Here is a 21,425-nt window from a genome sequence, read left to right on the forward strand (position 1 = left end):
CGGCTCAGCGTTTACTGATGCTCCATTACTCCAGCCGTAATGATCCGCCGCCCAGCTTGATTGATGGCCCCTTGAATCACTCCTAAGGTACAGCCCACGACAGCAAACCCGTGGAGCGACCATGACAACAACAATAAACCCCGACTCGCGCTGGACGCGGCGGCGCGACGAGAAACAGCGGCGGCTCGGGCTGGTCAAAAAAATCGCAGACGGGGCGGTTTTGCCCGGCGACAGGATCGTCGAGGCGCTTGAGGCGCTGATCCTCCCCGGCGACCGCGTGGTACTGGAAGGCAACAACCAGAAGCAGGCCGACTTCCTCTCGCGCTCCCTGGTCAAGGCTGACCCGGCCAAACTCCATGATTTGCACATGATCATGCCCAGCGTCGGGCGGTCCGAGCACCTGGACCTGTTTGAAAAGGGCATCGCGCGCAAGCTGGACTTTTCCTTCGCCGGCACCCAATCCCTGCGCATCAGCCAACTGCTCGAAGACGGCCTGCTGGAAATCGGTGCGATCCACACTTACATCGAACTCTATGCACGGCTGGTGGTGGACCTGATCCCCAACGTCGTACTGTCCGCCGGTTTCATGGCTGACCGTGCCGGCAATATCTACACCGGCGCCAGCACCGAAGATACTCCGGCGCTGATCGAACCCGCCGCGTTCAGCGATGGCATCGTGATCGTGCAGGTCAACCAGTTGGTGGATGACGTCAGCGACTTGCCCCGCGTCGACATCCCCGCCAGTTGGGTGGATTTCGTGGTGGTGGCCGACAAGCCGTTCTACATCGAGCCGCTGTTCACCCGCGACCCGCGCCATATCAAGCCGGTGCATGTGCTGATGGCGATGATGGCGATCCGCGGCATCTACGAAAAACACAATGTGCAGTCCCTTAACCATGGCATCGGCTTCAACACCGCCGCCATTGAATTGATCCTGCCCACCTACGGTGAATCCCTGGGCCTGAAGGGCAAGATCTGCCGTAACTGGACCCTCAACCCGCACCCCACGCTGATCCCCGCCATCGAAAGCGGCTGGGTGGAAAGCGTGCACTGCTTCGGCACCGAACTGGGCATGGAGAACTACATCGCCGCGCGCCCGGATGTGTTCTTCACCGGCCGCGACGGTTCGATGCGTTCCAACCGAATGTTCTGCCAGCTGGCCGGCCAATACGCGGTGGACCTGTTTATCGGCGCTACCCTGCAAGTCGACGGCGACGGCCATTCCAGCACCGTGACCCGTGGCCGCCTCGCCGGCTTTGGTGGGGCGCCGAACATGGGCCACGACCCGCGCGGCCGTCGTCACGGCACGCCGGCATGGCTGGACATGCGCCACGGCGACGCGCCGGAAGCGCTGCTGGAACGCGGCAAAAAGCTCGTGGTGCAGATGGTCGAGACCTTCCAGGAAGGCGGTAAGCCCACCTTCGTCGACACCCTCGACGCCGTGGAAGTGGCGCGTAAAAGCGGCATGCCCCTGGCGCCGATCATGATCTACGGTGACGACGTCACCCACCTGCTTACCGAAGAAGGCATCGCCTACCTGTACAAGGCGCGGTCCCTGGAAGAGCGCCAGGCGATGATCGCCGCCGTCGCCGGGGTGACCGCCATCGGCATGCGCCACAACCCCAAGGACACCGCACGCATGCGCCGCGAAGGTCTGATCGCCTTGCCCGAAGATTTGGGCATCCGCCGCACCGACGCCACCCGCGAGTTGTTGGCCGCCAAGAGCGTGGCCGACCTGGTGGAGTGGTCCGGTGGCCTGTACAACCCGCCCGCCAAATTCAGGAGCTGGTAAATGCGCGCCCTTAAACTGCACGAACTCAGCCTCGCGGATCGCCTGGCGGATATGGCCGTCGATGCGCTGATCGATGAAGCCGACCTGTCACCCAAGCCCGCCCTGGTGGACCGCCGCGGCAACGGCGCCCACAGCGATTTGCACCTGGGGCTGATGCACGCCTCGGCGCTGGCGCTGTGGCCGATGTTCAAGGCAATGGCCGAGGCGGCGCTTGAATTCGGCGAGGTCGGCTTGCCGCTGCGCGAAGCCCTCGGCCGTATCGGGCGCGAAGGCGAGCAGGCGATGCTTGCCACCACCCACGGCGTGAACACCCATCGCGGTGCGATCTGGGCCCTTGGCCTACTGACCGCAGCGGCTGCCCTGGAACCGCGTACCATAACGCTGAACGCCGCCAGACTGGCCCTGCTCAACGACCGTTACGCGCCCCAATCGATGAGCCACGGCGCCCAGGTCGCGCAACGCTACGGCGCACGCGGTGCCCGTGAAGAAGCGCAACTGGGCTTCCCCGCCGTGACCCAACGCGGTCTGCCGCAACTGCGCCAGAGCCGCCGCCAGAACGTCGGTGAACAGAACGCGCGTCTTGACGCCTTGCTCGCGATCATGACCGAGCTTGCCGACACCTGCGTGCTCTACCGCGCCGGCACCGCAGGCCTGCAGGCAATGCAACACGGCGCCCAAGCAGTGCTCGACGCTGGCGGCAGCGCCACCCTGGCCGGGCGCCGCAGCCTGCACGAACTGGACAACCAGCTCTTGGCCCTGAATGCCTCCCCCGGTGGCGCCGCCGACCTGTTGGCCGCCTGCCTGTTTATCGACCGCCTCGACGGAGCGTTGTGATGGAAACCTTATCCTTTGAATTCCCCGCCGGGCAGCCGCCAACAGGCCGTGCGCTGGTGGGCTGCGTCGGCTCGGGCGACCTGGAAGTGCTGCTGGAACCGGGCACGGCCGGCACGCTGACCATCCAGGTACAGACCTCGGTGAATGGCGCCGAACAACGCTGGCAGCACCTGTTCGAACGCATCTTCCAGGAGCAGACGCCTCCGGCCCTGAACATTGATATCCACGATTTCGGTGCCACCCCCGGCGTGGTGCGTTTGCGCCTGGAACAGGGTTTCGAGGAGATCGGCCATGACTGACTTGCTGGCTAAACACAGCTTCGTGGAACTGGGAGCGCGGCAGCGGGCCAAGGCCTTGTTGGATGCCGGCACCTTTCGCGAACTGATCGACCCGTTCCAGCGCGTCATGTCGCCCTGGCTCAGCCGCCAAGGGGTGGTGCCCCAGGCCGATGACGGCGTGGTGATCGCCAAGGGCAGCATCGGCGACTTGCCTGTGGTGATTGCAGCCATTGAAGGCAACTTCCAGGGCGGCAGCCTCGGTGAAGTGGGCGGCGCGAAAATCGCCGGCGCCCTGGAGCTGGCCGCCGAAGACAACCGCAAGGGCATCCCGACCCGCGCCGTGCTGCTGCTGGAAACCGGCGGCGTGCGCTTGCAGGAAGCCAACCTCGGCCTGGCCGCGATTGCCGATATACACGCGGCGATTGTCGACCTGCGCCAGTACCAGCCGGTGATCGGCGTAGTGGCGGGCAGCGTTGGCTGTTTCGGCGGCATGTCCATCGCGGCCGGGCTGTGCAGTTACCTCGTCGTCACCCGCGAAGCGCGCCTGGGGCTGAACGGTCCGCAGGTGATCGAGCAGGAGGCCGGGCTGGAAGAGTACGACTCCCGCGACCGTCCCTTTATCTGGAGCCTCACGGGCGGCGAACAGCGTTTTAACAGTGGCCTGGCGGACCGTTACGTGGCCGACGATGTGGCGCAGATCCAGCAGACGGTCAGCGCGTTGTTGCAGCAGGGCCTGCCCGCACAACAGCGCAGTCGCCAGGCCGATGATTACCTCGCACGTTTGGCTGAGTTGGACGCCGTAGCGCAAATCGACCCGGCGACGGTGCGCGAGCTGTATCAGGGAGAACGCTCATGAGAGGCTTGCAGTGGTTCAACGCATTGAGCGCCGGCGCTCCAGTTGTAGACGATTTACCGGCGTCGCTGAGGGTGGCCGACGGTGTATTGGGTGAGCAACAGGTGCGCTTTGTCGCCGTGGTGACCGACGCGCAAAACCGCTTCCCTCGGGCACGCAATGGCGAAGTCGGCCTGCTCGAAGGCTGGGGCGTGGCCAGGGCCGTCGATGAGGCCATCGCCCGCGGCAACAAGTGCCCCATCATCGCCATCGTCGATGTGCCCAGCCAAGCCTATGGCCGCCGCGAAGAAGCCCTCGGCATCCACCAGGCCCTGGCTGCCGCCGCCGACAGTTATGCCCGCGCGCGCCTGGCCGGGCACCCGGTGATTGCGCTGCTGGTGGGCAAGGCCATGTCCGGTGCGTTCCTCGCCCATGGCTACCAGGCCAACCGCCTGATTGCCCTGCGCGACCCCGGCGTGATGGTGCACGCCATGGGCAAGGCCTCGGCCGCGCGGGTGACCTTGCGCAGCGTTGAAGAGCTGGAAGCCCTGGCCGCCAGCGTGCCGCCCATGGCCTATGACATCGACAGTTATGCCAGCCTCGGTTTGCTGTGGGAGACCTTGTCGGTCAGCCAGATTGAACAGCCCACGGCGGACGATGTAGCGCGGGTCAGCGATTGCCTGGTGAATGCGATCAAGGACGTCGGCAGCACCGATCTGCGCGGACGCCTCGGCGCGACTAATCGCGCAGCCTCCAGCCAGGTTCGCCAACTGCTGCGGGAACAATGGTGAACGCCCACGACTTGCTCTGGGGCATGACCCCGGCGCATGCGCCCGCCGATGTACCGGCCTGGGTGCTCGAAGCGCTCGGCGCCGGCCATCCCGTGGTGGTGCGCCGCGCCATTGCCGCGCCGGGGCATGTGGCGGTCGGCGTGCGCGGGCGTTTGCGTGAGCAGCGGTTCGCCGCCGAGATGCCGCTGGCGGCGGTGCAGCGGCGTGTTGCACCGGAAGCCCTGCGCGACGTGGTTTCGTCACGGGATTTACCCGCGCTGCAAGCGCTTGCTCAATTGCGTTCGGTGCTGGTGCACGAGGCATGGGGCGTCAGCGGTAGCGCAGGCTTTGAATTGGCCACCGGCCTCGAAGCACTGCATGCCCAGAGTGATCTGGATTTGATCCTGCGTACGCCCAAGCGCCTTGAACGCAGCGATGCCGAGGACCTGCTGGCGAGCCTGGACACGGCGGTGTGCCCTGTGGACCTGCAACTGCAAACCCCGTTTGGCGCCGTGGCCTTGCGCGAATGGGCTGGCGGATCACGTCGCGTGCTATTGAAAACCATCAGCGGCGCGCACCTGGTCGACGATCCCTGGCAGGCCGTGGCATGAGCAGCCTCCTGGTGTTTCCGGGGCAGGGTGCCCAGCGACCAGGCATGCTCCAGTCGCTGCCCGAACCTGTGCTGGAAGAAGCCAGCGATGCCCTGGGCGAAGACGTGCGCCGGCTCGACTCAGCCCAGGCCCTTGAGTCGACCCGCGCCGTGCAACTGTGCCTGTTGATCGCCGGCGTCGCCCACGCCCGCCTGTTGGAGCGCATCCCGGATTACGTGGCGGGCCTGTCCATCGGCGCCTACCCGGCCGCTGTCATCGCCGGTGCCCTGGATTTTGCCGATGCGGTAAAGCTGGTCAGCCTGCGCGGCCAACTGATGCAAAACGCTTATCCACACGGCTACGGCATGACCGCGATCATCGGCGTGGAGTTATCCACCGTCGAAACACTCCTCGCCGACATCCACAGCCCCGAAACCCCGGTGTACCTGGCCAATATCAACGCCGATAACCAGACTGTGATCGCCGGCAGCGACGAGGCCATGAAGCGTGTTGCCGCGCGCATCAAGGGCAACGGCATCGCCAAGCGCCTGGCCGTCAGTGTGCCGTCCCATTGCGCGCTGCTGGCGCAACCGGCCGAGGTCCTGGCCCAGGCAGTTGTCCCGCTCAAGGCGCCGCGCATTACCTACCTGAGCAGCACCCGCGCGCGGCCGATCCACCATCCCGAACACCTGCGCGACGACCTGGCCTTCAACATGTGCCGCGTCGTTGACTGGCGGGGTACCGTGCAAGGCGCCTACGAGCGCGGTGTGCGCCTGCAAATCGAACTGCCCCCGGGCGCCGTGCTCACCGGCCTGTCACGCCGCGTGTTCGAACAAGGCACCGTGATCGCCTGCGAAGGTGCACGCCTGGATACCTTGCAGGCCCTGCTGGAAGAGGAGGAGCGCCGCCACCGATAAAGCACCACCCAAGGCTGTCGAAGCACAAAAACAACAATTTCGATCGAGCACTTCGAGGACAACAACAATGATTATTTACGGTGTGGCATTGCTGGCGATCTGCACGCTGGCAGGCGTGATCATGGGTGACATGCTCGGCGTGTTGCTGGGCGTCAAATCCAACGTGGGCGGGGTGGGGATCGCCATGATCCTGCTGATCTGCGCCCGCCTGTGGATGCAAAAACGCGGCGGCATGACCAAGGAGTGCGAGATGGGCGTGGGCTTTTGGGGCGCCATGTACATTCCCGTGGTGGTGGCGATGGCCGCGCAACAGAACGTCGTGACCGCCCTGCACGGCGGCCCGGTCGCGGTGCTGGCGGCGATTGGTTCGGTGGTGGTCTGTGGTTGCACCATCGCCTTGATCAGTCGTACGCACAAGGGCGAGCCTCTGCCCGCCGAAGAGCCGCTGATCGTGCCTGCGGGAGGTCGCTGATATGTGGGATCTCATCGAAAAAGGCCTGGAACATAACGGCCTGATCACTGCGTTTGCGTTTGTTGGCGTGGTGATGTGGATTTCCGTGGTGCTGTCCAAGCGCCTGACGTTCGGGCGCATCCACGGCTCGGCGATTGCCATCGTCATCGGCCTGGTCCTGGCCTGGGTCGGCGGCACCCTTACCGGCGGGCAAAAAGGCCTGGCCGACCTGGCACTGTTCTCCGGCATCGGCCTGATGGGCGGCGCGATGCTGCGCGACTTCGCCATCGTTGCCACGGCGTTCGAGGTGCAGGCCACCGAGGCACGCAAGGCCGGGATGATCGGTGTGATTGCGCTGCTGCTGGGCACGATCCTGCCGTTTATCGTCGGCGCCAGCATGGCCTGGGTGTTTGGCTATCGCGACGCTATCAGCATGACCACCATCGGCGCGGGTGCCGTGACCTACATCGTCGGCCCGGTGACCGGTGCGGCGATTGGCGCGACTTCGGATGTGATGGCGCTGTCCATTGCGACCGGGTTGATCAAGGCGATCCTGGTGATGGTCGGCACCCCGGTGGCGGCGCGTTGGATGGGCTTGGACAACCCGCGTTCGGCGATGGTGTTTGGTGGCCTGGCCGGCACCGTGAGCGGCGTGACGGCAGGGCTGGCGGCGACGGATCGGCGCTTGGTGCCGTATGGCGCGTTGACGGCGACGTTCCATACCGGGCTTGGGTGTTTGCTGGGGCCTTCGTTGCTGTACTTCATTGTGCGTGGGTTGGTTGGCTGACCTTGGGGGTTGCGGAGTGTCAGGCTGTTCCCTGCCGATTGGCATACATCCGACACTCCGCCAGCAACGCCAGTAAATTCGGATCACGCTCCTTGGCCTTCAGGAACACCACGCCGATATGCTGCTGCAACCGATACCTGGGTTGCAGCGGTATCAGCTTCACGCGGTTCTCGTACACCGCCGCAATCCTTCCTGGCAGCAACGCATAACCCACCCCCGAACTGACCATGCTCAGCAGTGTGAAGATGTCATTGACCTGCATCGCCACCTTGGGCTCGAACCCCGCCTGCTTGAACACCCGGTTGCCATCCTGGTGGGTGGCGAAGCCTTGGGTGAGGGTGATGAAGGTGGCGTCGCGCACGTCGGCCAGGTCGATTTCCTGGGCGCGGTCGAAGGGCGAGTCGGCCGGGGTGGCGAGGAAGATGTCGTCGCAGAACAGCTCGATCTGTTCGCAGTCGGGGTCGTTGGCGTGTTCGTCGAGGGAGATGAGGATTGCGTCGACTTCCATGTTCTTGAGCTTGTACAGCAGGTCGAAATTGGAGCCGAGGATCAGGTCGATATTGAGTTCGCTGCGCCTGATCTTCAGGCCCATGATCAGTTGCGGCACGGTCTTGACCGTCAGCGAATACAGCGAGCCGAGCTTGAAGCGTTCGGCGGAGAAACCGGCGGCTTCGCGGGTCAGGCGTACGCTGTCGACCACATCGGCGATCAGTTTCTGTGCGCGTTCTTCCAGCACGTAGGCGCTTTCCAGCGGCGTGAGGTTGCGGCCCTCGTGTTTGAACAGCGGGCAGCGCAAGGCATTTTCCAGCGAGTGGATGGCGCGGTGCACGCTGACATTGCTGGTTTGCAGCTCGGCGGCGGCGCGGGCCAGGTTGCCGGTGCGCATGAATGCCAGGAAGATTTCCAGCTTCTTGAGGGTGAATTCTTCGTCGATCAGCATGGCCGCGGGCTCTTGTTCGAATGCGTCCGATTGTGCCCGCAAAACCCGGCGGCGTCCTCGGAACGTCACAAGTCGCTTGCACTCTTATGCGCAAGGCTGGACGCTTGCCAGCCAGTTCCAGCGGCTACAGGAGGTCAGTGACAGATGTATCACGGGGAACGATTCAACGCCTGGAGCCATTTGCTCGGTGCAGTCGCGGCGTGTATTGGCGCCGTGTGGATGTTGGTGGTGGCGAGCCTGGACGGCAGCCCCTGGAAAATCGTCAGCGTGGCGATTTATGGCTTTACGCTGATGGTGCTGTACAGCGCGTCGACCGTGTACCACAGCGTACAGGGGCGGCGAAAAGAGATCATGCAGAAGGTCGATCACTTTTCGATCTACTTGCTGATCGCCGGCAGCTACACGCCGTTTTGCCTGGTGACGTTGAGAGGCCCTTGGGGCTGGACGCTGTTCGGCATCGTGTGGGGGCTGGCGGTGATCGGCATCCTGCAAGAGATCAAGCCGCGCTCCGAGGCGCGCATCCTGTCCATCGTGATCTACGCGGTGATGGGCTGGATCGTGCTGGTGGCGGTCAAGCCACTGATCGCCGCGCTGGGCACCGCCGGGTTTATCTGGCTGGCGGCGGGCGGGGTGCTGTACACCGTCGGCATCATCTTCTTTGCCCTGGAGGATCGCCTGCGGCATTCCCACGGGATCTGGCATTTGTTTGTGATCGGCGGCAGCCTGCTGCATTTCGTGGCGATCATGCATTACGTGTTATAGGCGCTCCAGCAGCTCCCGAGCCCGGTTGCCGAGGATCTGTAGCAGGTTGGCCAGCATATGCGGCGGTGGTTCATTGGCACGGGTCAAGGCGTAGAGGGTGATCGGCAGCGGCGGTGTAAGCGTACGGATGCAGGTGGTCGCCGTCGATGCGCCGAGGGCGGTAAAGGGGTCGATGACCGTCAAGCCGGCGCCGGACTCCACCATCGCCCGTGCCAAGGAATAGGTTTGCACCGAGATCGTCACCCGAGGCGGCGGGTCGACGCTCTCCAGGTAGTTGTCGAGCTTCGCCGCCAGCGGGTCGGCGCTGGACAGGCCAATCAACGGCGCACCCGCCAGGTCTGCCAGGGGCAGGGCGTGATGCAGCTCAGCGTCCGGCCAGTAGTTTTTCGACGCCAGGGCCACCAACACACCGTTGGCCAGCACTTGTGTGGTCAACCCGGGATGGCCGGAGAAGCTGAGGGTCAGTGCCAGGTCGATCTCGCGCATCAACAGTTTTTGCACCAGCTCGCGGCTATGGTCGCTGGACAGTTCGCAGGCGATGTCCGGGTAGTCGCGCTTCCATTCCAGGATCGCCGGGGGCAGCAGCGACAGCGCCAATGCCGGGATTGCACCAATCCGCACACTTTGCCCCGGGGCGCGGCGCAGGCTCTTGGCCAGGCGCCGCACGCCTTGCAGGCTCGCGGTGACTTTTTCGACTTCACTTTCCAGCGCCAGGGCTTCGGGCGTGGGCTGCAATTTGCCGCGTACCCGCAAAAACAGCGGGAAACCCAATTGTAACTCGGCATGTTGCAACACCTTGGTCACCGCCGGTTGGGAGACATGCAGCAACTGCGCGGCGGCGCTGATGGAGCCGGTCTGGCGGATGGCCTGGAAGATTTCGATATGACGCAAGCGCATGGCAAGTCCATAACCTTTGTTTATAGGTGCCCCATCTTTATTCATTGTCGGCGGCCTGTCACCTGCACCTACGCTGGGGCTTTCTTGGATCAAGGGCTGGGGGTGTTGAATGGCCGGGCAGGTTTGCATCATTGGTGGTGGCGTTATCGGCCTGGCGAGTGCCTACGCGTTGGTACGTGCAGGTCATGAAGTGACGGTGATCGACGCGCGTGACACCGTGGGCAGCGAAACCAGCTTCGCCAATGGCGGGCAATTGTCCTACCGCTACGTCGCACCGCTGGCGGATGCGGGAGTGCCGCTACAGGCGATTGGCTGGTTGCTGCGCGGTGACTCGCCGCTGAAGCTGCGCCCACGTCTGGACCCTCAGCAATGGCGCTGGATGGCCGCCTTCATCGGCGCCTGCCGTGGCTCGGTGAATAAGCGCAACGCCGCGCACTTGCTGCGCCTGGCGAGCCTGAGCCAAAACACCTTGCAGCAATGGCGCGTCGACGATCGCCTGGACACGTTCAATTGGCGGCGTAACGGCAAGCTGGTGACCTTTCGCAATGCCGAGACCTTTGAGCGTGCGCGCAGCAAGGTCACCGACATCCTGCAACAACAGGTGCTGTCGGCCCTGGATTGTGCGCGCCTGGAACCGGCGCTGGCACAGGTGGCTGATCAGTTTGTGGGCGGTATCTACACGCCCAACGAGGAAGTGGCGGACTGCCATGCCTTTTGCCAACGTCTGGCGCAAAGGCTCGAAGCGTCGGGGCGCTGCACCTTTCTGCTGGGGCGCAAGGTCACCGGGATTCGCCACGCCGACGGTGTGGTACAGGCCATCGAATTGGGGGGCGAGGTGATGCCGGTGGAGCAACTGGTGCTCGCGGCGGGCCATCGCAGCGCCGAGTTGGCATTGCCCGGCGTGTCACTGCCACTGTATCCACTCAAGGGCTATAGCCTCAGCGTACCGATTGGCGCACAGCACCAGGCGCCGAATGTGAGCATCACCGACTACGACCGCAAGATGGTCTACGCGCGTATCGGCGAACAGCTGCGGGTGGCGGCCATGGTGGATATCGTCGGCTTTGACGCCAGCCTTGAGCCCAAGCGCCTGGCGCTGATGAAACGCCAGGCGGTCGAGACATTTCCTACGGCTGGCGACTATGCCAATGCTGTGGAATGGGCCGGTATGCGTCCCGCCACCCCGACCGGTGTGCCGCTGATTGGCCCCAGCGTGTATCGCAACCTGTGGCTGAACCTGGGCCACGGCGCCCTCGGCTTTACCCTGGCGTGCGGCAGCGGCCAATTGCTGGCCGAGCTGATCGGCCACCACCTACCTTCCATTGACATGCAGGGCCTGGCGCCCCGCGCCGCGTGAGGATTGACCCATGACCATCAACCGAATCAGCAGCAACGACCGGCTGTCCGGCGCCGTCACGTTCAAGGATCTGGTATTCCTTTCGGGCCAGGTGCCCGGCGAAGGCCAGGATGTGGCGACGCAGACCCGCGAAGTGCTGGCCAGGATCGATGCGCTGCTGGCCCAGGCCGGCAGTGACAAGGATCATTTGCTCAATGCGACCATTTACTTGAAAGACATCGGCAGCGGTTTCGCGCCGATGAATGAGGTATGGGCTGCCTGGCTATCGCCCGGGATGGCGCCGACGCGCACCACCCTGCAGGCGGAGCTGGCTAGGCCGAGCGTGCTGGTGGAAATCAGCGTGATTGCGGTACGAAAATAACGTCAAAAACCAACGGAGAATAACAATGAAAAAAATCCTGTTGACCGGCTGCATCGGCCTTTTGCTGGGAGTACACGCCCATGCCAACCAGGCGCCGCTGGACGGTACGCTGGGCAAGATCGCCAGCACCCAGTCCATCACCCTGGGCTATCGCGATGCGTCGGTGCCGTTTTCCTACGTGGGGGATCACACCGGTAAGCCGATGGGCTATTCGGTCGACCTGGCCAGCAAGATCGTCGAGCGTATCCAGCAGAAAACCGGGGTGGCTGACCTGAAGGTGAAGTACAACCTGGTGACCTCTCAAACGCGGATTCCGCTGGTGCAGAACGGCACCGTCGACCTGGAGTGCGGCTCCACCGGAGTCACGGCCGAGCGGCAGAAACAGGTGGCATTTTCCTACGGGTTTATTTACGTGAAAGGCCAGTTGCTGACGGCTAAGGACAGCGGCATCAAGGGCTTCGCCGACCTGGCGGGCAAGAACGTGGTGACTACCGCCGGCACCACCAACGAGCGTTTTCTAAAGAGCTACAACGCCGAGCATAAGAGCAATATGTTCGTGATCAGCGCCAAGGACCACGGCGAGGCGTTCAAGATGCTCGAGACGGGCCGCGCGGCCGCGTTCTATATGGACGATGCATTGCTCTACGGCGAACGTGCCAAGGCCAAGGACCCACACAACTGGGTGGTGGTGGGCGAGGAGCAGTCGCGGGAGATCTACAGCTGCATGGTGCGCAAGGATGATCCGCAGTTTCTTGCGGTGGTCAACGAGACCCTCGGCGACCTGTACCGCTCGGGGGAGATCAACGGGATTTACCAGCGCTGGTTTGAACAGCCGATTCCGCCCAAGGGCTTGAACCTGGAATTCCCGATGACCAGTGAGTTGAAGGCGATCATTGCCAAGCCGGTCAGCGATCCGGTGGACTGATCACCCCTCCCACATTTAGAAGTCGCCCCAGAGTTGTTGGGCAACCGCCAACGCGACGACGGGCGCAGTCTCGGTGCGCAACACACGCGGGCCGAGGCGGGCAGCGTGGAAGCCGGCGCCTTGGGCGGTGTCGACTTCGTTGTCGGTCAGCCCGCCCTCCGGGCCGATCAGAAACGCCAGGCTCGCAGGCTTGGCATGGCTGACCAGCGGCTCGGCCACCGGGTGCAGCACCAGCTTCAGGTCCGCCTCGACCTGCTTCAACCAGTCCGCCAGTAGCAACGGCGGGTGAATCACCGGTACCGTCGAACGCCCGCACTGCTCGCACGCGCTGATCGCCACCTGGCGCCAGTGCAGCAGGCGTTTGTCGGCGCGTTCGTCCTTGAGGCGCACTTCGCAGCGGTCGCTGAAGATCGGCGTGATGGCGTTGACACCCAGCTCGGTGGCTTTCTGGATCGCCCAGTCCATGCGTTCGCCCCGGGACAGGCCCTGGCCGAGGTGGATGTGCAGCGGCGATTCGGCCTGGCCGGCGAAGCTTTCCGTCAGTTGCACTGTGACGCGTTTCTTCCCGACTTCCAGCAGGCTGCCCAGGAATTCCTGGCCGGAGCCGTCGAACAATTGCACGGCGTCACCTTCGCCCATGCGCAGCACGCGGCTGATGTAGTGCGCCTGGGCTTCGGGCAGTTCGTGATCGCCGAGGCTCAGCGGGGTGTCGGTGAAAAAGCGGGACAGTCTCATGTCGGTTCTCTGGAAAAAGGTGTAGGTGTGCCGGCAATCAACCCGGATCGCGGAAACCAGGGTGGAAATCCTTCGGCACCGCCACGCTGACTTTGCTGTTGGTGGCGATGTCGATGCCTTCGCTGGCGACTTCGGCGAGGAAGTCGATCTGCTCCGGTGTAATCACATAGGGCGGCAGGAAATACACCACGCTGCCCAACGGCCGCAACAGCGCGCCGCGTTCCAGGGCGTGTTCGAACACCTTGAGACCACGGCGCTCCTGCCACGGGTAAGCGGTCTTGGTGGCCTTGTCCTGGACCATCTCGATGGCCAGCACCATGCCGGTCTGGCGTACTTCCGAGACATGCGGATGGTCGACCAGGTGTTCCGTTGCCGTGGCCATGCGCCGGGCCAGGGCCTTGTTGTTTTCGATGACGTTGTCTTCTTCGAAAATATCCAGGGTTGCCAGGGCCGCTGCGCACGCCAGCGGGTTGCCGGTGTAGCTGTGGGAGTGCAGGAAGGCGCGCAGGGTCGGGTAGTCGTCGTAGAACGCGTCATAGACGTCATCGGTGGTGACCACGGCGGCCAACGGCAGGTAGCCGCCGGTCAGGGCCTTGGACAAGCACAGGAAGTCCGGGCGGATGCCGGCCTGTTCACAGGCAAACATGGTCCCGGTGCGTCCGAAGCCCACGGCGATTTCATCGTGGATCAGGTGCACGCCATAGCGGTCGCAGGCCTCGCGCAGCAGCTTGAGGTACACCGGGTGGTACATGCGCATGCCGCCGGCGCCCTGGATCAGCGGTTCGACGATCACGGCGGCGACGCTGTCGTGGTGCTCGGCCAGGGTCTGTTCCATGGCCAGGAACATCGTGCGCGAGTGTTCTTCCCAGCTCATGCCCTCGGGGCGCAGGTAGCAATCCGGGCTCGGCACCTTGAGGGTGTCCAGCAGCAGCGCCTTGTAGGTCTCGGTAAACAGCGGCACGTCGCCCACCGACATCGCGGCGATGGTTTCGCCGTGGTAGCTGTTGGTCAGGGTCACGAAGCGCTTTTTATTCGGCAGGCCACGGTTGAGCCAATAGTGAAAACTCATCTTCAGCGCGACTTCGATGCACGACGAACCGTTATCGGCATAGAAGCAGCGGGTCAGGCCCTCGGGGGTCATCTTGACCAGGCGCTCGGACAGCTCGATCACCGGCTGGTGGCTGAAACCGGCGAGGATCACGTGTTCCAGCTGGTCGACCTGGTCCTTGATGCGCTGGTTGATGCGCGGGTTGGCGTGGCCGAAGACGTTGACCCACCAGGAGCTGACGGCGTCGAGGTAGCGCTTGCCTTCGAAGTCTTCCAGCCAGACGCCTTCACCGCGTTTGATCGGGATCAGCGGCAGTTGCTGGTGGTCTTTCATCTGGGTGCAGGGATGCCACAGCACCGCGAGGTCGCGTTGCATCCACTGGTTGTTCAAGCCCATCGGTGATCTCCTCGAAGCGGTCCTGCGAACGGCGCAGGTGAAACAATCGCGCAAGCCTATGCAATGGTGGCCCGGGTCACAAGCCATTGTGGGGAATTCGGAGTAAACGTAGGACGGACTGTCACGTTTCTTAGGAATAGTCCTTAATCCTTGGTTAACTTATTGTGCATAGGCTCCAGATCGTATTTCTCGATATTTCAAAGCGAAATTTTCCGCTTTAATTCGATAGGTAAATCGCTAGTCTTGAGCGCAGCTCTTACGGGATTAAGTACATGCAGCTACGTAACTCACCGGCCCGTTACGGCTGGGTCAGTATGGTTTTGCACTGGGGCGTGGCCCTGGTGGTGTTCGGCCTGTTCGCCCTGGGCTTGTGGATGGTGGGTCTGGACTATTACAGCGCCTGGCGCAAGGACGCACCGGACCTGCACAAGAGCATCGGCATCACGCTGTTCGCCATCATGCTGGTGCGTATTGTCTGGCGCCTGATCAGCCCGCCGCCTCCGCCGCTGGCCAGTTACAGCCGCTTGACCCGTATCGGTGCCGCGTTCGGCCACGCGTTCCTTTATCTCGGGTTGTTTGCCGTGATGATCGCCGGTTACCTGATTTCCACCGCAGACGGTGTCGGTATCCCGGTGTTTGGCCTGTTCGAAATTCCTGCCGTGGTTTCCGGTCTACCGGACCAGGCAGACACTGCCGGCGTGGTGCACCTGTACCTCGCCTGGGTGTTGGTGGTCTTCGCCGGCCTGCACGGCGTGGCTGCGTTGAAACACCACTTTATCGACCGTGATGCGACCCTCACGCGAATGCTGGGGCGCAAAGCCTGATGTTCAACCTCGACTCACAAGGAATAGAAAGCATGTTGAAAAAGACCCTCGCCGCTCTGGCAATCGGTACAGCGCTGCTGTCTGCAGGTCAGGTGATGGCTGCCGACTACAAGATCGACAAGGAAGGCCAGCACGCCTTCATCGACTGGAAAATCAGCCACCTGGGCTACAGCTACATCCACGGTACCTTCAAGGACTGGGATGGTACGTTCAGCTGGGATGCCGCCAAGCCTGAAGCCAGCAAAATCGCGGTCGACGTGAAAACCGCCAGCCTGTGGTCCAACCACGCCGAACGTGACAAGCACATCGCCAGCAAGGACTTCCTGGATGTCGGCAAGTTCGCCGATGCCAAGTTCGTCTCCACTGCGGTTAAATCCACCGGCGAGAAAACCGCTGATGTGACCGGCGACCTGACCTTCCACGGCGTGACCAAGCCTGTGACCTTCAAGGCCACGTTCAACGGTGAAGGCAAGGATCCATGGGGCGGCGAACGTGCCGGCTTCAACGCCAAGACCACGCTGAACCTGAACGACTTCGGCATCAAGGGCCCAGGCCCGACTTCCCAGACCGTCGATCTGGACATCTCGCTGGAAGGCGTCAAGCAGAAGTAATTTCTGTCCGCACACAAAAAACCGGATCTCAGGATCCGGTTTTTTTGGCCTGTATTTCCTGTAGTGAGCGAGCTTGCTCGCGCTGGGGCGCGAAGCGGCCCTAATCAGAAACACCATGATTCTTCTGGCGGAACACGGTGACAGGTGTTGGGGCTGCTGCGCAACCCAGCGCGAGCAAGCTCGCTCACCACAGCAAGCTCGTTCACCACAACCAGCTCGCTTATCCCAGGGAACGTGTCGGGAGGAGATAAAAAATGCCCCGCATCTTTCGATGCGGGGCATTTTTTAAGGCGCTTTGAAACTCAGCGGTTGCGGGTCAGCAATGCCGGTTTTTCACCACGAGGACGGCCTGGCAGTTGATCCAACTGCTCGGGTGTCGGGAAGCGGTCGGCTTTCGACTCCTTGTGGATGATCTTCGGCGCCGGGCCACCGCGCGGGTTCTGCACGGCTGGCTCGGACAAACGCGGCTGGTCGTCACGGGCCGGGCGGCGGTTGTTGCTGCGCGAATCTTCGCGACGCGCCTGGCCGTCACGCGGTGCACCGTTACGCGGGCCGCTGCGCTTGGCCGGTGGAGTGCCGGTCGTGCCGCCGCTGCTGTTGCGCGGGCCGTTCTGACGACCGCCCTGAGGCTGGCCGCCACGTGGAGCGCCGGCGGCAGCGCCCTGTGCCGGAGCACCTGGACGACGGCCGCGGCCCTGGGCCGGTTTGGCCTGGGGCACGTAGTCCACGCGGTTACCGAAGTTGTCCACGTCGTCGTCGAGGAATTCGTCCGGGGCGCGGTCGGCTGCGGCACGTGGGGGCTGGCTCGGCTGGCGCTGTTCGCGGGCCGGGGTGCCTTCACGGGGCTTCTGCTCACGGGCCGGGCGTTCGCCACGGCCGTTGGTTGGCGCCTTGTCCTTGCCGCCTTTGTCCTTGCCCTTGTCGCGACGACCACCGCCACCACCGCCGCCGTTCGGGCCATCGCCCTTCGGACCGCGTGGGTTACGTGGGTTACGCACGTCCGGACGCTCGCGCACTTCAGGCTTCTCGGCCTCAACGGCGCTGGCATCGAAGCCCATCAGGTCGCCATCGGCGATTTTCTGCTTGGTCATGCGTTCGATGCTTTTCAGCAGTTTCTCTTCGTCCGGGGCAACCAGGGAAATGGCTTCACCCGAACGCCCGGCACGGCCGGTACGGCCGATACGGTGCACATAGTCTTCGTCGACGTTTGGCAGCTCGAAGTTGACCACGTGTGGCAACTGGTCGATGTCCAGGCCGCGGGCGGCGATATCGGTGGCGACCAGGATGCGCACTTCACCGGCCTTGAAGTCGGCCAGGGCCTTGGTGCGGGCGTTCTGGCTCTTGTTGCCGTGGATGGCGACGGCGGTGAGGCCGTGCTTGTCCAGGTACTCGGCCAGGCGGTTGGCGCCGTGCTTGGTACGGGTGAACACCAGCACCTGTTCCCAGGCGCCGGCGGTGATCAGGTGCGCCAGCAATGAACGCTTGTGGCTGGCGGCCAGGCGGAATACGCGTTGCTCGATACGCTCGACCGTGGTGTTCGGCGGCGTGACTTCGATGCGCTCCGGGTTGTGCAGCAGCTTGCCGGCCAGGGCGGTGATGTCGTTGGAGAACGTTGCCGAGAACAGCAGGTTCTGACGTTTGGCCGGCAGGCGGGCGAGGACCTTCTTCACGTCATGGACAAAGCCCATGTCGAGCATGCGGTCGGCTTCGTCCAGCACGAGGATTTCCACGTGGGACAAATCGACGCTGCCTTGGCCGCACAGGTCGAGCAAACGACCGGGGCACGCCACCAGCACGTCAACACCACGGGACATGGCCTGAACCTGCGGGTTCATGCCGACGCCGCCGAAGATGCAGGCGCTGACGAACTTCAGGTCGCGGGCATACAGCTTGAAGCTGTCGTGCACCTGCGCGGCGAGTTCGCGGGTAGGGGTCAGGACCAGTACGCGCGGTTGGCGCGGGCCGTGACGCTGGGATTTGTCCGGATGACCGTTGGGGAACAACCGCTCCAGAATCGGGAGGGCGAAGCCGCCGGTTTTACCCGTACCTGTCTGAGCCGCAACCATCAGGTCGCGACCTTGCAACACGGCGGGAATAGCCCGCTGTTGCACCGGAGTAGGCTCGGTATAGCCCGCTGCCTCGATGGCGCGGACTAAAGCCTCGGAGAGACCGAGGGAAGCAAAGGACATGAGTAATCCTGTTTTAGTTAGGGCTTGGCCCAGAGGGATAATCTTGCCGGGCGTGAATGGCGCTTAGGGGAGCGCAATCCCGTCCGGTCCTGCTGCGTCTGGCGGGCACTCCACCGGCTCGCGCGGGCTGAAAGCTGCGCAGTAGCGGGGTTGGGTGCCTTTTTCAGGACCTCAGCGGCCGGGCGTAAGCCTGGCGGAAAGGCCGGAGTATAACAGAGCAATCACTGTGCGCCGCTTTCCTGCTGCTCAACGGTGTGTCCGGACGCGGTTATGGCGTGGATTCCACCATATTTGGCGCTTAAAGCGGCGTAGGCCGGTTCCTGTTTGAAGCGCTTGAGCTCGGCGGCAAAGCGTTGCACCAGCAGGTCCATCCCCGCGCCACGGCGTACCGCGAGGTATTGCTGCTGGCGGCTGACCACGATGGGCGCCTGGCTGACCTTGCCTTCCAGGCCCAGGGCCTTGATCACATGCTGGCCGACCCGGCGGTCGGTGATCAGCAGGTCGATGCGTCCCAGCAGCAATTTACCGAAGTTGGCCTCGTGGCTGGGGGCCGGCTCGCGGCTGAACCGGGTGGAGTCGCTGAATGGCGCGCCATACAGATAGCCTGGCGACGTGCCGACAGTGAGGCCGTCCAGCTCGTCGAGGCCTTGGACCGGGTGAGGGCGTTCGTTGGCGTAGAACATCACGAATTCCACTTCCGACAACGGTTCGCTGGGGTACAGCAGCAGGGCGTCGCGTTCGTGGCTGTGGAAAATATCCAGTGCGCCATCGGCATGACCCTGATCGAGCATGGCCAGACAGCGCTTCCAGGGCAGGAACTGCCATTGCACCTCGACCCCCAGGCGCTGGAACACGATCACCGTGGTTTCGTAGTCCAGTCCGTGCATGGCGTCGTGCTCTTCGTACACATAAGGCGCCCAGGGCTCGGTGACAATGCGCAATTTCTCGCCATAAGCGGCGAGGCTCAAGCAAGTAAAAAGCGTAACGGTCAACAGCTTCAGAATGACGGGCATGCCCCGAGGTTACGACGCCCGTGCGCTAAAGAGAAGCGCTGGCACACGCATCTGCGGGCGACGCTATTTTGGGGGTGAGGTCATCAGGTGTTCATAGATGGCTGCACGTCGCTCGCCCAGAATCAGGCGCACCACTGGGTTGGCGAACCAATGTTCGAGCTGATGCGCATCGACCGGGCCTTTTTGCCGCTCTTCCTGATTCTGCAGGGCCTTGTCCCACCAAACCGGGCCACAGGCCTGGTCGAATTCATTCTCGTGCTCGTAGCAGCCGTAGAGAATTTCGCGGATGAACTGCTGCTTGCGTTTGGGCAAGGCCAGGGTGATCAGCTTGTACATCAAGCGCTGCAACCGCGGCGGGCGGGGCAGGTGGGCAGACACATTGCGGGTGTCGGCCAGGGCCTGGGTGCAGATGGGGTTCGCGGCGTGCTTGGTGACCCACGCCTTGACCTTGGCCCGGAACAACTGCTTGCGGCTCCAGTAGTGATGGATCAGGTCGGGGCACTGGCGCACGTTGAGCGTACGGTACGCGGCCACCGACAGGCAGAACTCTTCCAGGGTGTAGGCACCGTGGGCCATCGGGAACAGCTCGTCCATCAACTCTATGGAGCGATCAAGGATGTGCGCGTCTTGCCGGGTCAGGCCCATGACGCCGGAGTTGAGCAGCCACATGTCATCGTCGGCCAGGCCTTTGTCTTCAAGGTGCCTGGCCAGGGCTTCATACAGCACGCTTTCGCGGTTGTCGCCGTACTTGGCGTGGAAGGCATTGCACAGCACGGTACCGGGCGCGACGCGTTCGAACAGCGCCATGGGTGAGTCGTGGAAAAAGGTGTCGGTGTCGATCAACAGCGCCCGTTCCGCTGTTTCCAGCACCTGGCGCAACAGCACGTGCTTGGTGCGGAAATGGTAGCCGTGGGGCTCGCTCCAGCGTCTGCGCGTGGCGTCGTCCAGCGTGTGAACCTGTACCGGCAAGCCGCGATAGGGGGCCGGATTGTCGCTGAACACCTGGATGTCCAATGGCATGTCCTGGGGACCGCCCAGGTGGGCCAGGGCGCTGGCGATGCTGAATACGGCTTCCTGATGATAGGTCTCGGCGCCGAATACCAGGTACACCAGCTGCGGGCGGGGAGTCGGGGACGCTGTATTCATGTACTGCAGGCTTCCTTTCCGGGAATATATAGACGAAAAAAACCCCCGTAATAACGAGGGCCGGGTACAGCGATTAAACCGGCCTAACGTGGCAGTTTAAGGTTGTTCCAGATCGCGAGGCTTGGTTCAGCCTGGTTCAGGGTATAGAAGTGCAGGCCTGGTGCGCCACCTTGCAACAATTCTTCACACATATTGCTGATCACCTGTTCGCCGAACGCCTGGATGCTCTTGACGTCGTCGCCATAGGCTTCCAGTTGCTTGCGCACCCAACGTGGGATCTCAGCACCGCAGGCGTCGGAGAAGCGCGCCAGCTTGCTGTAGTTGGTGATTGGCATGATGCCCGGCACGATCGGGATGTTCACGCCCATGGCGCGTACACGCTCGACGAAGTAGAAGTAGCTGTCGGCGTTGAAGAAGTACTGAGTGATCGCGCTGTCGGCGCCGGCGTTGGCCTTGCGTACGAAATTCTGCAGATCGTCTTCGAAATTGCGCGCCTGGGGGTGCATCTCCGGGTAAGCAGCCACTTCGATATGGAAGTGATCGCCGCTTTCTTCGCGAATGAAGCTCACCAGGTCATTGGCGTAGCGCAGCTCACCGCTGGCCATGCCCATGCCGGACGGCAAGTCGCCACGCAGGGCAACGATGCGCTTGATGCCGGCGGCCTTGTATTGAGTGAGCAGGCCGCGCAGGTCGGCCTTGCTGTCGCCTACGCAGGACAAATGCGGAGCGGCGGGAATTTTGACTTCGCTTTCAAGCTGCAACACGGTGTTGATCGTACGATCGCGGGTCGAGCCGCCGGCGCCGTAGGTGCAGGAGAAGAAGTCGGGGTGGTAAGTGGCCAACTGCTTGGCAGTTGCCATTAGTTTTTCATGCCCAGCATCGGTCTTGGTGGGGAAGAACTCGAAGCTGTAGCGACGGTCTTGGGACATGGTCATACCCTTGGGAACTCGAAAGCCTGTAAGGCGAACCC

Annotated in this window: 23 protein-coding genes; 15 read left to right on the forward strand and 8 right to left on the reverse strand. The window is 63.1% G+C overall.

The annotated features are described in order from the left end of the window. Nucleotides 1-121 precede the first annotated feature (121 nt). The 9 genes from mdcA (at nucleotide 122) to madM (ending at nucleotide 7,251) form a co-directional block, all read left to right on the forward strand. Nucleotides 122-1,792: a malonate decarboxylase subunit alpha gene (gene mdcA, locus AC07OT_RS16715; protein ID WP_495108544.1), complete on the forward strand. Its 1,671-nt coding sequence runs from the start codon at nucleotides 122-124 to the stop codon at nucleotides 1,790-1,792. Next, nucleotides 1,793-2,626 carry a triphosphoribosyl-dephospho-CoA synthase gene (locus tag AC07OT_RS16720; protein ID WP_495108545.1) on the forward strand — a complete coding sequence of 278 codons (834 nt, stop codon included), beginning with the start codon at nucleotides 1,793-1,795 and terminating at the stop codon, nucleotides 2,624-2,626. Continuing rightward, a complete protein-coding gene (locus AC07OT_RS16725; RefSeq protein WP_065923835.1) occupies nucleotides 2,626-2,925 on the forward strand; it encodes a malonate decarboxylase subunit delta in 300 nt (99 codons plus the stop codon). The genes AC07OT_RS16720 and AC07OT_RS16725 overlap by 1 nt, the downstream gene beginning before the upstream one ends. Then, on the forward strand, nucleotides 2,918-3,760 hold the full coding sequence (locus tag AC07OT_RS16730) for a biotin-independent malonate decarboxylase subunit beta (RefSeq protein WP_253492464.1): 843 nt from the start codon (nucleotides 2,918-2,920) through the stop codon (nucleotides 3,758-3,760). The genes AC07OT_RS16725 and AC07OT_RS16730 overlap by 8 nt, the downstream gene beginning before the upstream one ends. Further along, a complete protein-coding gene (gene mdcE, locus AC07OT_RS16735) occupies nucleotides 3,757-4,527 on the forward strand; it encodes a biotin-independent malonate decarboxylase subunit gamma (RefSeq protein WP_495108546.1) in 771 nt (256 codons plus the stop codon). The genes AC07OT_RS16730 and mdcE overlap by 4 nt, the downstream gene beginning before the upstream one ends. Further along, nucleotides 4,521-5,117 carry a malonate decarboxylase holo-ACP synthase gene (locus AC07OT_RS16740; protein ID WP_495108547.1) on the forward strand — a complete coding sequence of 199 codons (597 nt, stop codon included), beginning with the start codon at nucleotides 4,521-4,523 and terminating at the stop codon, nucleotides 5,115-5,117. Before mdcE ends, AC07OT_RS16740 begins: the two co-directional genes overlap by 7 nt. Continuing rightward, complete coding sequence (mdcH, locus tag AC07OT_RS16745) at nucleotides 5,114-6,013, forward strand: malonate decarboxylase subunit epsilon (protein WP_495108548.1); 900 nt, start codon at nucleotides 5,114-5,116, stop codon at nucleotides 6,011-6,013. The genes AC07OT_RS16740 and mdcH overlap by 4 nt, the downstream gene beginning before the upstream one ends. A 67-nt stretch (nucleotides 6,014-6,080) precedes the next feature. Continuing rightward, nucleotides 6,081-6,485: a malonate transporter subunit MadL gene (madL, locus tag AC07OT_RS16750; protein WP_027606068.1), complete on the forward strand. Its 405-nt coding sequence runs from the start codon at nucleotides 6,081-6,083 to the stop codon at nucleotides 6,483-6,485. 1 nt (nucleotide 6,486) lies between these two features. Then, complete coding sequence (gene madM, locus AC07OT_RS16755) at nucleotides 6,487-7,251, forward strand: malonate transporter subunit MadM (RefSeq protein WP_027606067.1); 765 nt, start codon at nucleotides 6,487-6,489, stop codon at nucleotides 7,249-7,251. Between the two features lie 19 nt (nucleotides 7,252-7,270). Here madM and AC07OT_RS16760 read toward each other — a convergent pair whose 3' ends face one another. Beyond that, complete coding sequence (locus AC07OT_RS16760) at nucleotides 7,271-8,191, reverse strand: LysR family transcriptional regulator (RefSeq protein WP_065923829.1); 921 nt, start codon at nucleotides 8,189-8,191, stop codon at nucleotides 7,271-7,273. Between the two features lie 144 nt (nucleotides 8,192-8,335). Here AC07OT_RS16760 and trhA point away from each other — a divergent pair, with 144 nt between their 5' ends. Then, nucleotides 8,336-8,953 (forward strand): PAQR family membrane homeostasis protein TrhA, encoded by a 618-nt coding sequence (trhA, locus tag AC07OT_RS16765; RefSeq protein ID WP_027606065.1) that lies wholly within the window; start codon nucleotides 8,336-8,338, stop codon nucleotides 8,951-8,953. Here trhA and AC07OT_RS16770 read toward each other — a convergent pair. Continuing rightward, complete coding sequence (locus tag AC07OT_RS16770) at nucleotides 8,948-9,850, reverse strand: LysR family transcriptional regulator (protein WP_115485596.1); 903 nt, start codon at nucleotides 9,848-9,850, stop codon at nucleotides 8,948-8,950. The genes trhA and AC07OT_RS16770 overlap by 6 nt on opposite strands. Before the next feature lie 109 nt (nucleotides 9,851-9,959). On the opposite strand from AC07OT_RS16770, the gene AC07OT_RS16775 reads away from it, so the two are divergent. The 3 genes from AC07OT_RS16775 to AC07OT_RS16785 are packed head-to-tail and all read left to right on the forward strand — an operon-like array spanning nucleotide 9,960 to nucleotide 12,493. Beyond that, on the forward strand, nucleotides 9,960-11,207 hold the full coding sequence (locus AC07OT_RS16775) for a D-amino acid dehydrogenase (protein ID WP_115485597.1): 1,248 nt from the start codon (nucleotides 9,960-9,962) through the stop codon (nucleotides 11,205-11,207). A gap of 10 nt (nucleotides 11,208-11,217) precedes the next feature. Then, nucleotides 11,218-11,568, forward strand: a complete 351-nt coding sequence (locus tag AC07OT_RS16780) for a RidA family protein (protein ID WP_027606062.1) — start codon at nucleotides 11,218-11,220, stop codon at nucleotides 11,566-11,568. 25 nt (nucleotides 11,569-11,593) lie between these two features. Next, nucleotides 11,594-12,493, forward strand: coding sequence for a transporter substrate-binding domain-containing protein (locus tag AC07OT_RS16785; RefSeq protein WP_141156212.1), 900 nt, complete (start codon nucleotides 11,594-11,596; stop codon nucleotides 12,491-12,493). A gap of 15 nt (nucleotides 12,494-12,508) precedes the next feature. Here AC07OT_RS16785 and AC07OT_RS16790 read toward each other — a convergent pair whose 3' ends face one another. Beyond that, on the reverse strand, nucleotides 12,509-13,228 hold the full coding sequence (locus AC07OT_RS16790; protein WP_027606060.1) for a 16S rRNA (uracil(1498)-N(3))-methyltransferase: 720 nt from the start codon (nucleotides 13,226-13,228) through the stop codon (nucleotides 12,509-12,511). Nucleotides 13,229-13,265: 37 nt separating this feature from the next. Continuing rightward, on the reverse strand, nucleotides 13,266-14,672 hold the full coding sequence (locus AC07OT_RS16795) for an adenosylmethionine--8-amino-7-oxononanoate transaminase (RefSeq protein WP_495108549.1): 1,407 nt from the start codon (nucleotides 14,670-14,672) through the stop codon (nucleotides 13,266-13,268). 272 nt (nucleotides 14,673-14,944) lie between these two features. On the opposite strand from AC07OT_RS16795, the gene AC07OT_RS16800 reads away from it, so the two are divergent. Together AC07OT_RS16800 and AC07OT_RS16805 are read left to right on the forward strand one after the other, a co-directional pair. Continuing rightward, the gene (locus AC07OT_RS16800; protein ID WP_027606058.1) at nucleotides 14,945-15,496 is read left to right on the forward strand and encodes a cytochrome b; all 552 of its coding nucleotides are present in this window, start codon (nucleotides 14,945-14,947) and stop codon (nucleotides 15,494-15,496) included. Between the two features lie 32 nt (nucleotides 15,497-15,528). Then, entirely contained in the window at nucleotides 15,529-16,107 is a 579-nt protein-coding gene (locus tag AC07OT_RS16805) for a YceI family protein (RefSeq protein WP_027606057.1), read from the forward strand. 302 nt (nucleotides 16,108-16,409) lie between these two features. On the opposite strand, the gene rhlE2 is transcribed toward AC07OT_RS16805, so the two are convergent. The 4 genes from rhlE2 to metF form a co-directional block, all read right to left on the reverse strand. After that, nucleotides 16,410-18,296: an RNA helicase RhlE2 gene (gene rhlE2, locus AC07OT_RS16810; RefSeq protein ID WP_065938143.1), complete on the reverse strand. Its 1,887-nt coding sequence runs from the start codon at nucleotides 18,294-18,296 to the stop codon at nucleotides 16,410-16,412. 221 nt (nucleotides 18,297-18,517) lie between these two features. After that, the gene (locus AC07OT_RS16815; protein ID WP_495108550.1) at nucleotides 18,518-19,309 is read right to left on the reverse strand and encodes a substrate-binding periplasmic protein; all 792 of its coding nucleotides are present in this window, start codon (nucleotides 19,307-19,309) and stop codon (nucleotides 18,518-18,520) included. A gap of 63 nt (nucleotides 19,310-19,372) precedes the next feature. After that, nucleotides 19,373-20,455, reverse strand: coding sequence for a hypothetical protein (locus AC07OT_RS16820; protein WP_495108551.1), 1,083 nt, complete (start codon nucleotides 20,453-20,455; stop codon nucleotides 19,373-19,375). A gap of 83 nt (nucleotides 20,456-20,538) precedes the next feature. Then, a complete protein-coding gene (gene metF, locus AC07OT_RS16825; protein ID WP_092489478.1) occupies nucleotides 20,539-21,384 on the reverse strand; it encodes a methylenetetrahydrofolate reductase [NAD(P)H] in 846 nt (281 codons plus the stop codon). Between the last annotated feature and the right edge of the window lie 41 nt (nucleotides 21,385-21,425).

The organism is Pseudomonas sp. GW821-FHT09C10, assembly GCF_059418085.1.

Excerpts from the sequence above, each read along its gene's own strand:
- madM (WP_027606067.1), top strand. The coding sequence starts at position 6,487 with ATGTGGGATCTCATCGAAAAAGGCCTGGAACATAACGGCCTGATCACT.
- AC07OT_RS16775 (WP_115485597.1), top strand. The coding sequence starts at position 9,960 with ATGGCCGGGCAGGTTTGCATCATTGGTGGTGGCGTTATCGGCCTGGCG.
- AC07OT_RS16790 (WP_027606060.1), bottom strand. The coding sequence starts at position 13,228 with ATGAGACTGTCCCGCTTTTTCACCGACACCCCGCTGAGCCTCGGCGAT.
- AC07OT_RS16780 (WP_027606062.1), top strand. The coding sequence starts at position 11,218 with ATGACCATCAACCGAATCAGCAGCAACGACCGGCTGTCCGGCGCCGTC.
- AC07OT_RS16740 (WP_495108547.1), top strand. The coding sequence starts at position 4,521 with ATGGTGAACGCCCACGACTTGCTCTGGGGCATGACCCCGGCGCATGCG.
- AC07OT_RS16785 (WP_141156212.1), top strand. The coding sequence starts at position 11,594 with ATGAAAAAAATCCTGTTGACCGGCTGCATCGGCCTTTTGCTGGGAGTA.
- AC07OT_RS16795 (WP_495108549.1), bottom strand. The coding sequence starts at position 14,672 with ATGGGCTTGAACAACCAGTGGATGCAACGCGACCTCGCGGTGCTGTGG.
- AC07OT_RS16730 (WP_253492464.1), top strand. The coding sequence starts at position 2,918 with ATGACTGACTTGCTGGCTAAACACAGCTTCGTGGAACTGGGAGCGCGG.
- mdcH (WP_495108548.1), top strand. The coding sequence starts at position 5,114 with ATGAGCAGCCTCCTGGTGTTTCCGGGGCAGGGTGCCCAGCGACCAGGC.
- AC07OT_RS16725 (WP_065923835.1), top strand. The coding sequence starts at position 2,626 with ATGGAAACCTTATCCTTTGAATTCCCCGCCGGGCAGCCGCCAACAGGC.
- AC07OT_RS16770 (WP_115485596.1), bottom strand. The coding sequence starts at position 9,850 with ATGCGCTTGCGTCATATCGAAATCTTCCAGGCCATCCGCCAGACCGGC.
- rhlE2 (WP_065938143.1), bottom strand. The coding sequence starts at position 18,296 with ATGTCCTTTGCTTCCCTCGGTCTCTCCGAGGCTTTAGTCCGCGCCATC.
- AC07OT_RS16800 (WP_027606058.1), top strand. The coding sequence starts at position 14,945 with ATGCAGCTACGTAACTCACCGGCCCGTTACGGCTGGGTCAGTATGGTT.
- trhA (WP_027606065.1), top strand. The coding sequence starts at position 8,336 with ATGTATCACGGGGAACGATTCAACGCCTGGAGCCATTTGCTCGGTGCA.
- metF (WP_092489478.1), bottom strand. The coding sequence starts at position 21,384 with ATGTCCCAAGACCGTCGCTACAGCTTCGAGTTCTTCCCCACCAAGACC.
- AC07OT_RS16805 (WP_027606057.1), top strand. The coding sequence starts at position 15,529 with ATGTTGAAAAAGACCCTCGCCGCTCTGGCAATCGGTACAGCGCTGCTG.
- AC07OT_RS16815 (WP_495108550.1), bottom strand. The coding sequence starts at position 19,309 with ATGCCCGTCATTCTGAAGCTGTTGACCGTTACGCTTTTTACTTGCTTG.
- AC07OT_RS16820 (WP_495108551.1), bottom strand. The coding sequence starts at position 20,455 with ATGAATACAGCGTCCCCGACTCCCCGCCCGCAGCTGGTGTACCTGGTA.
- mdcE (WP_495108546.1), top strand. The coding sequence starts at position 3,757 with ATGAGAGGCTTGCAGTGGTTCAACGCATTGAGCGCCGGCGCTCCAGTT.
- AC07OT_RS16720 (WP_495108545.1), top strand. The coding sequence starts at position 1,793 with ATGCGCGCCCTTAAACTGCACGAACTCAGCCTCGCGGATCGCCTGGCG.
- AC07OT_RS16760 (WP_065923829.1), bottom strand. The coding sequence starts at position 8,191 with ATGCTGATCGACGAAGAATTCACCCTCAAGAAGCTGGAAATCTTCCTG.
- madL (WP_027606068.1), top strand. The coding sequence starts at position 6,081 with ATGATTATTTACGGTGTGGCATTGCTGGCGATCTGCACGCTGGCAGGC.
- mdcA (WP_495108544.1), top strand. The coding sequence starts at position 122 with ATGACAACAACAATAAACCCCGACTCGCGCTGGACGCGGCGGCGCGAC.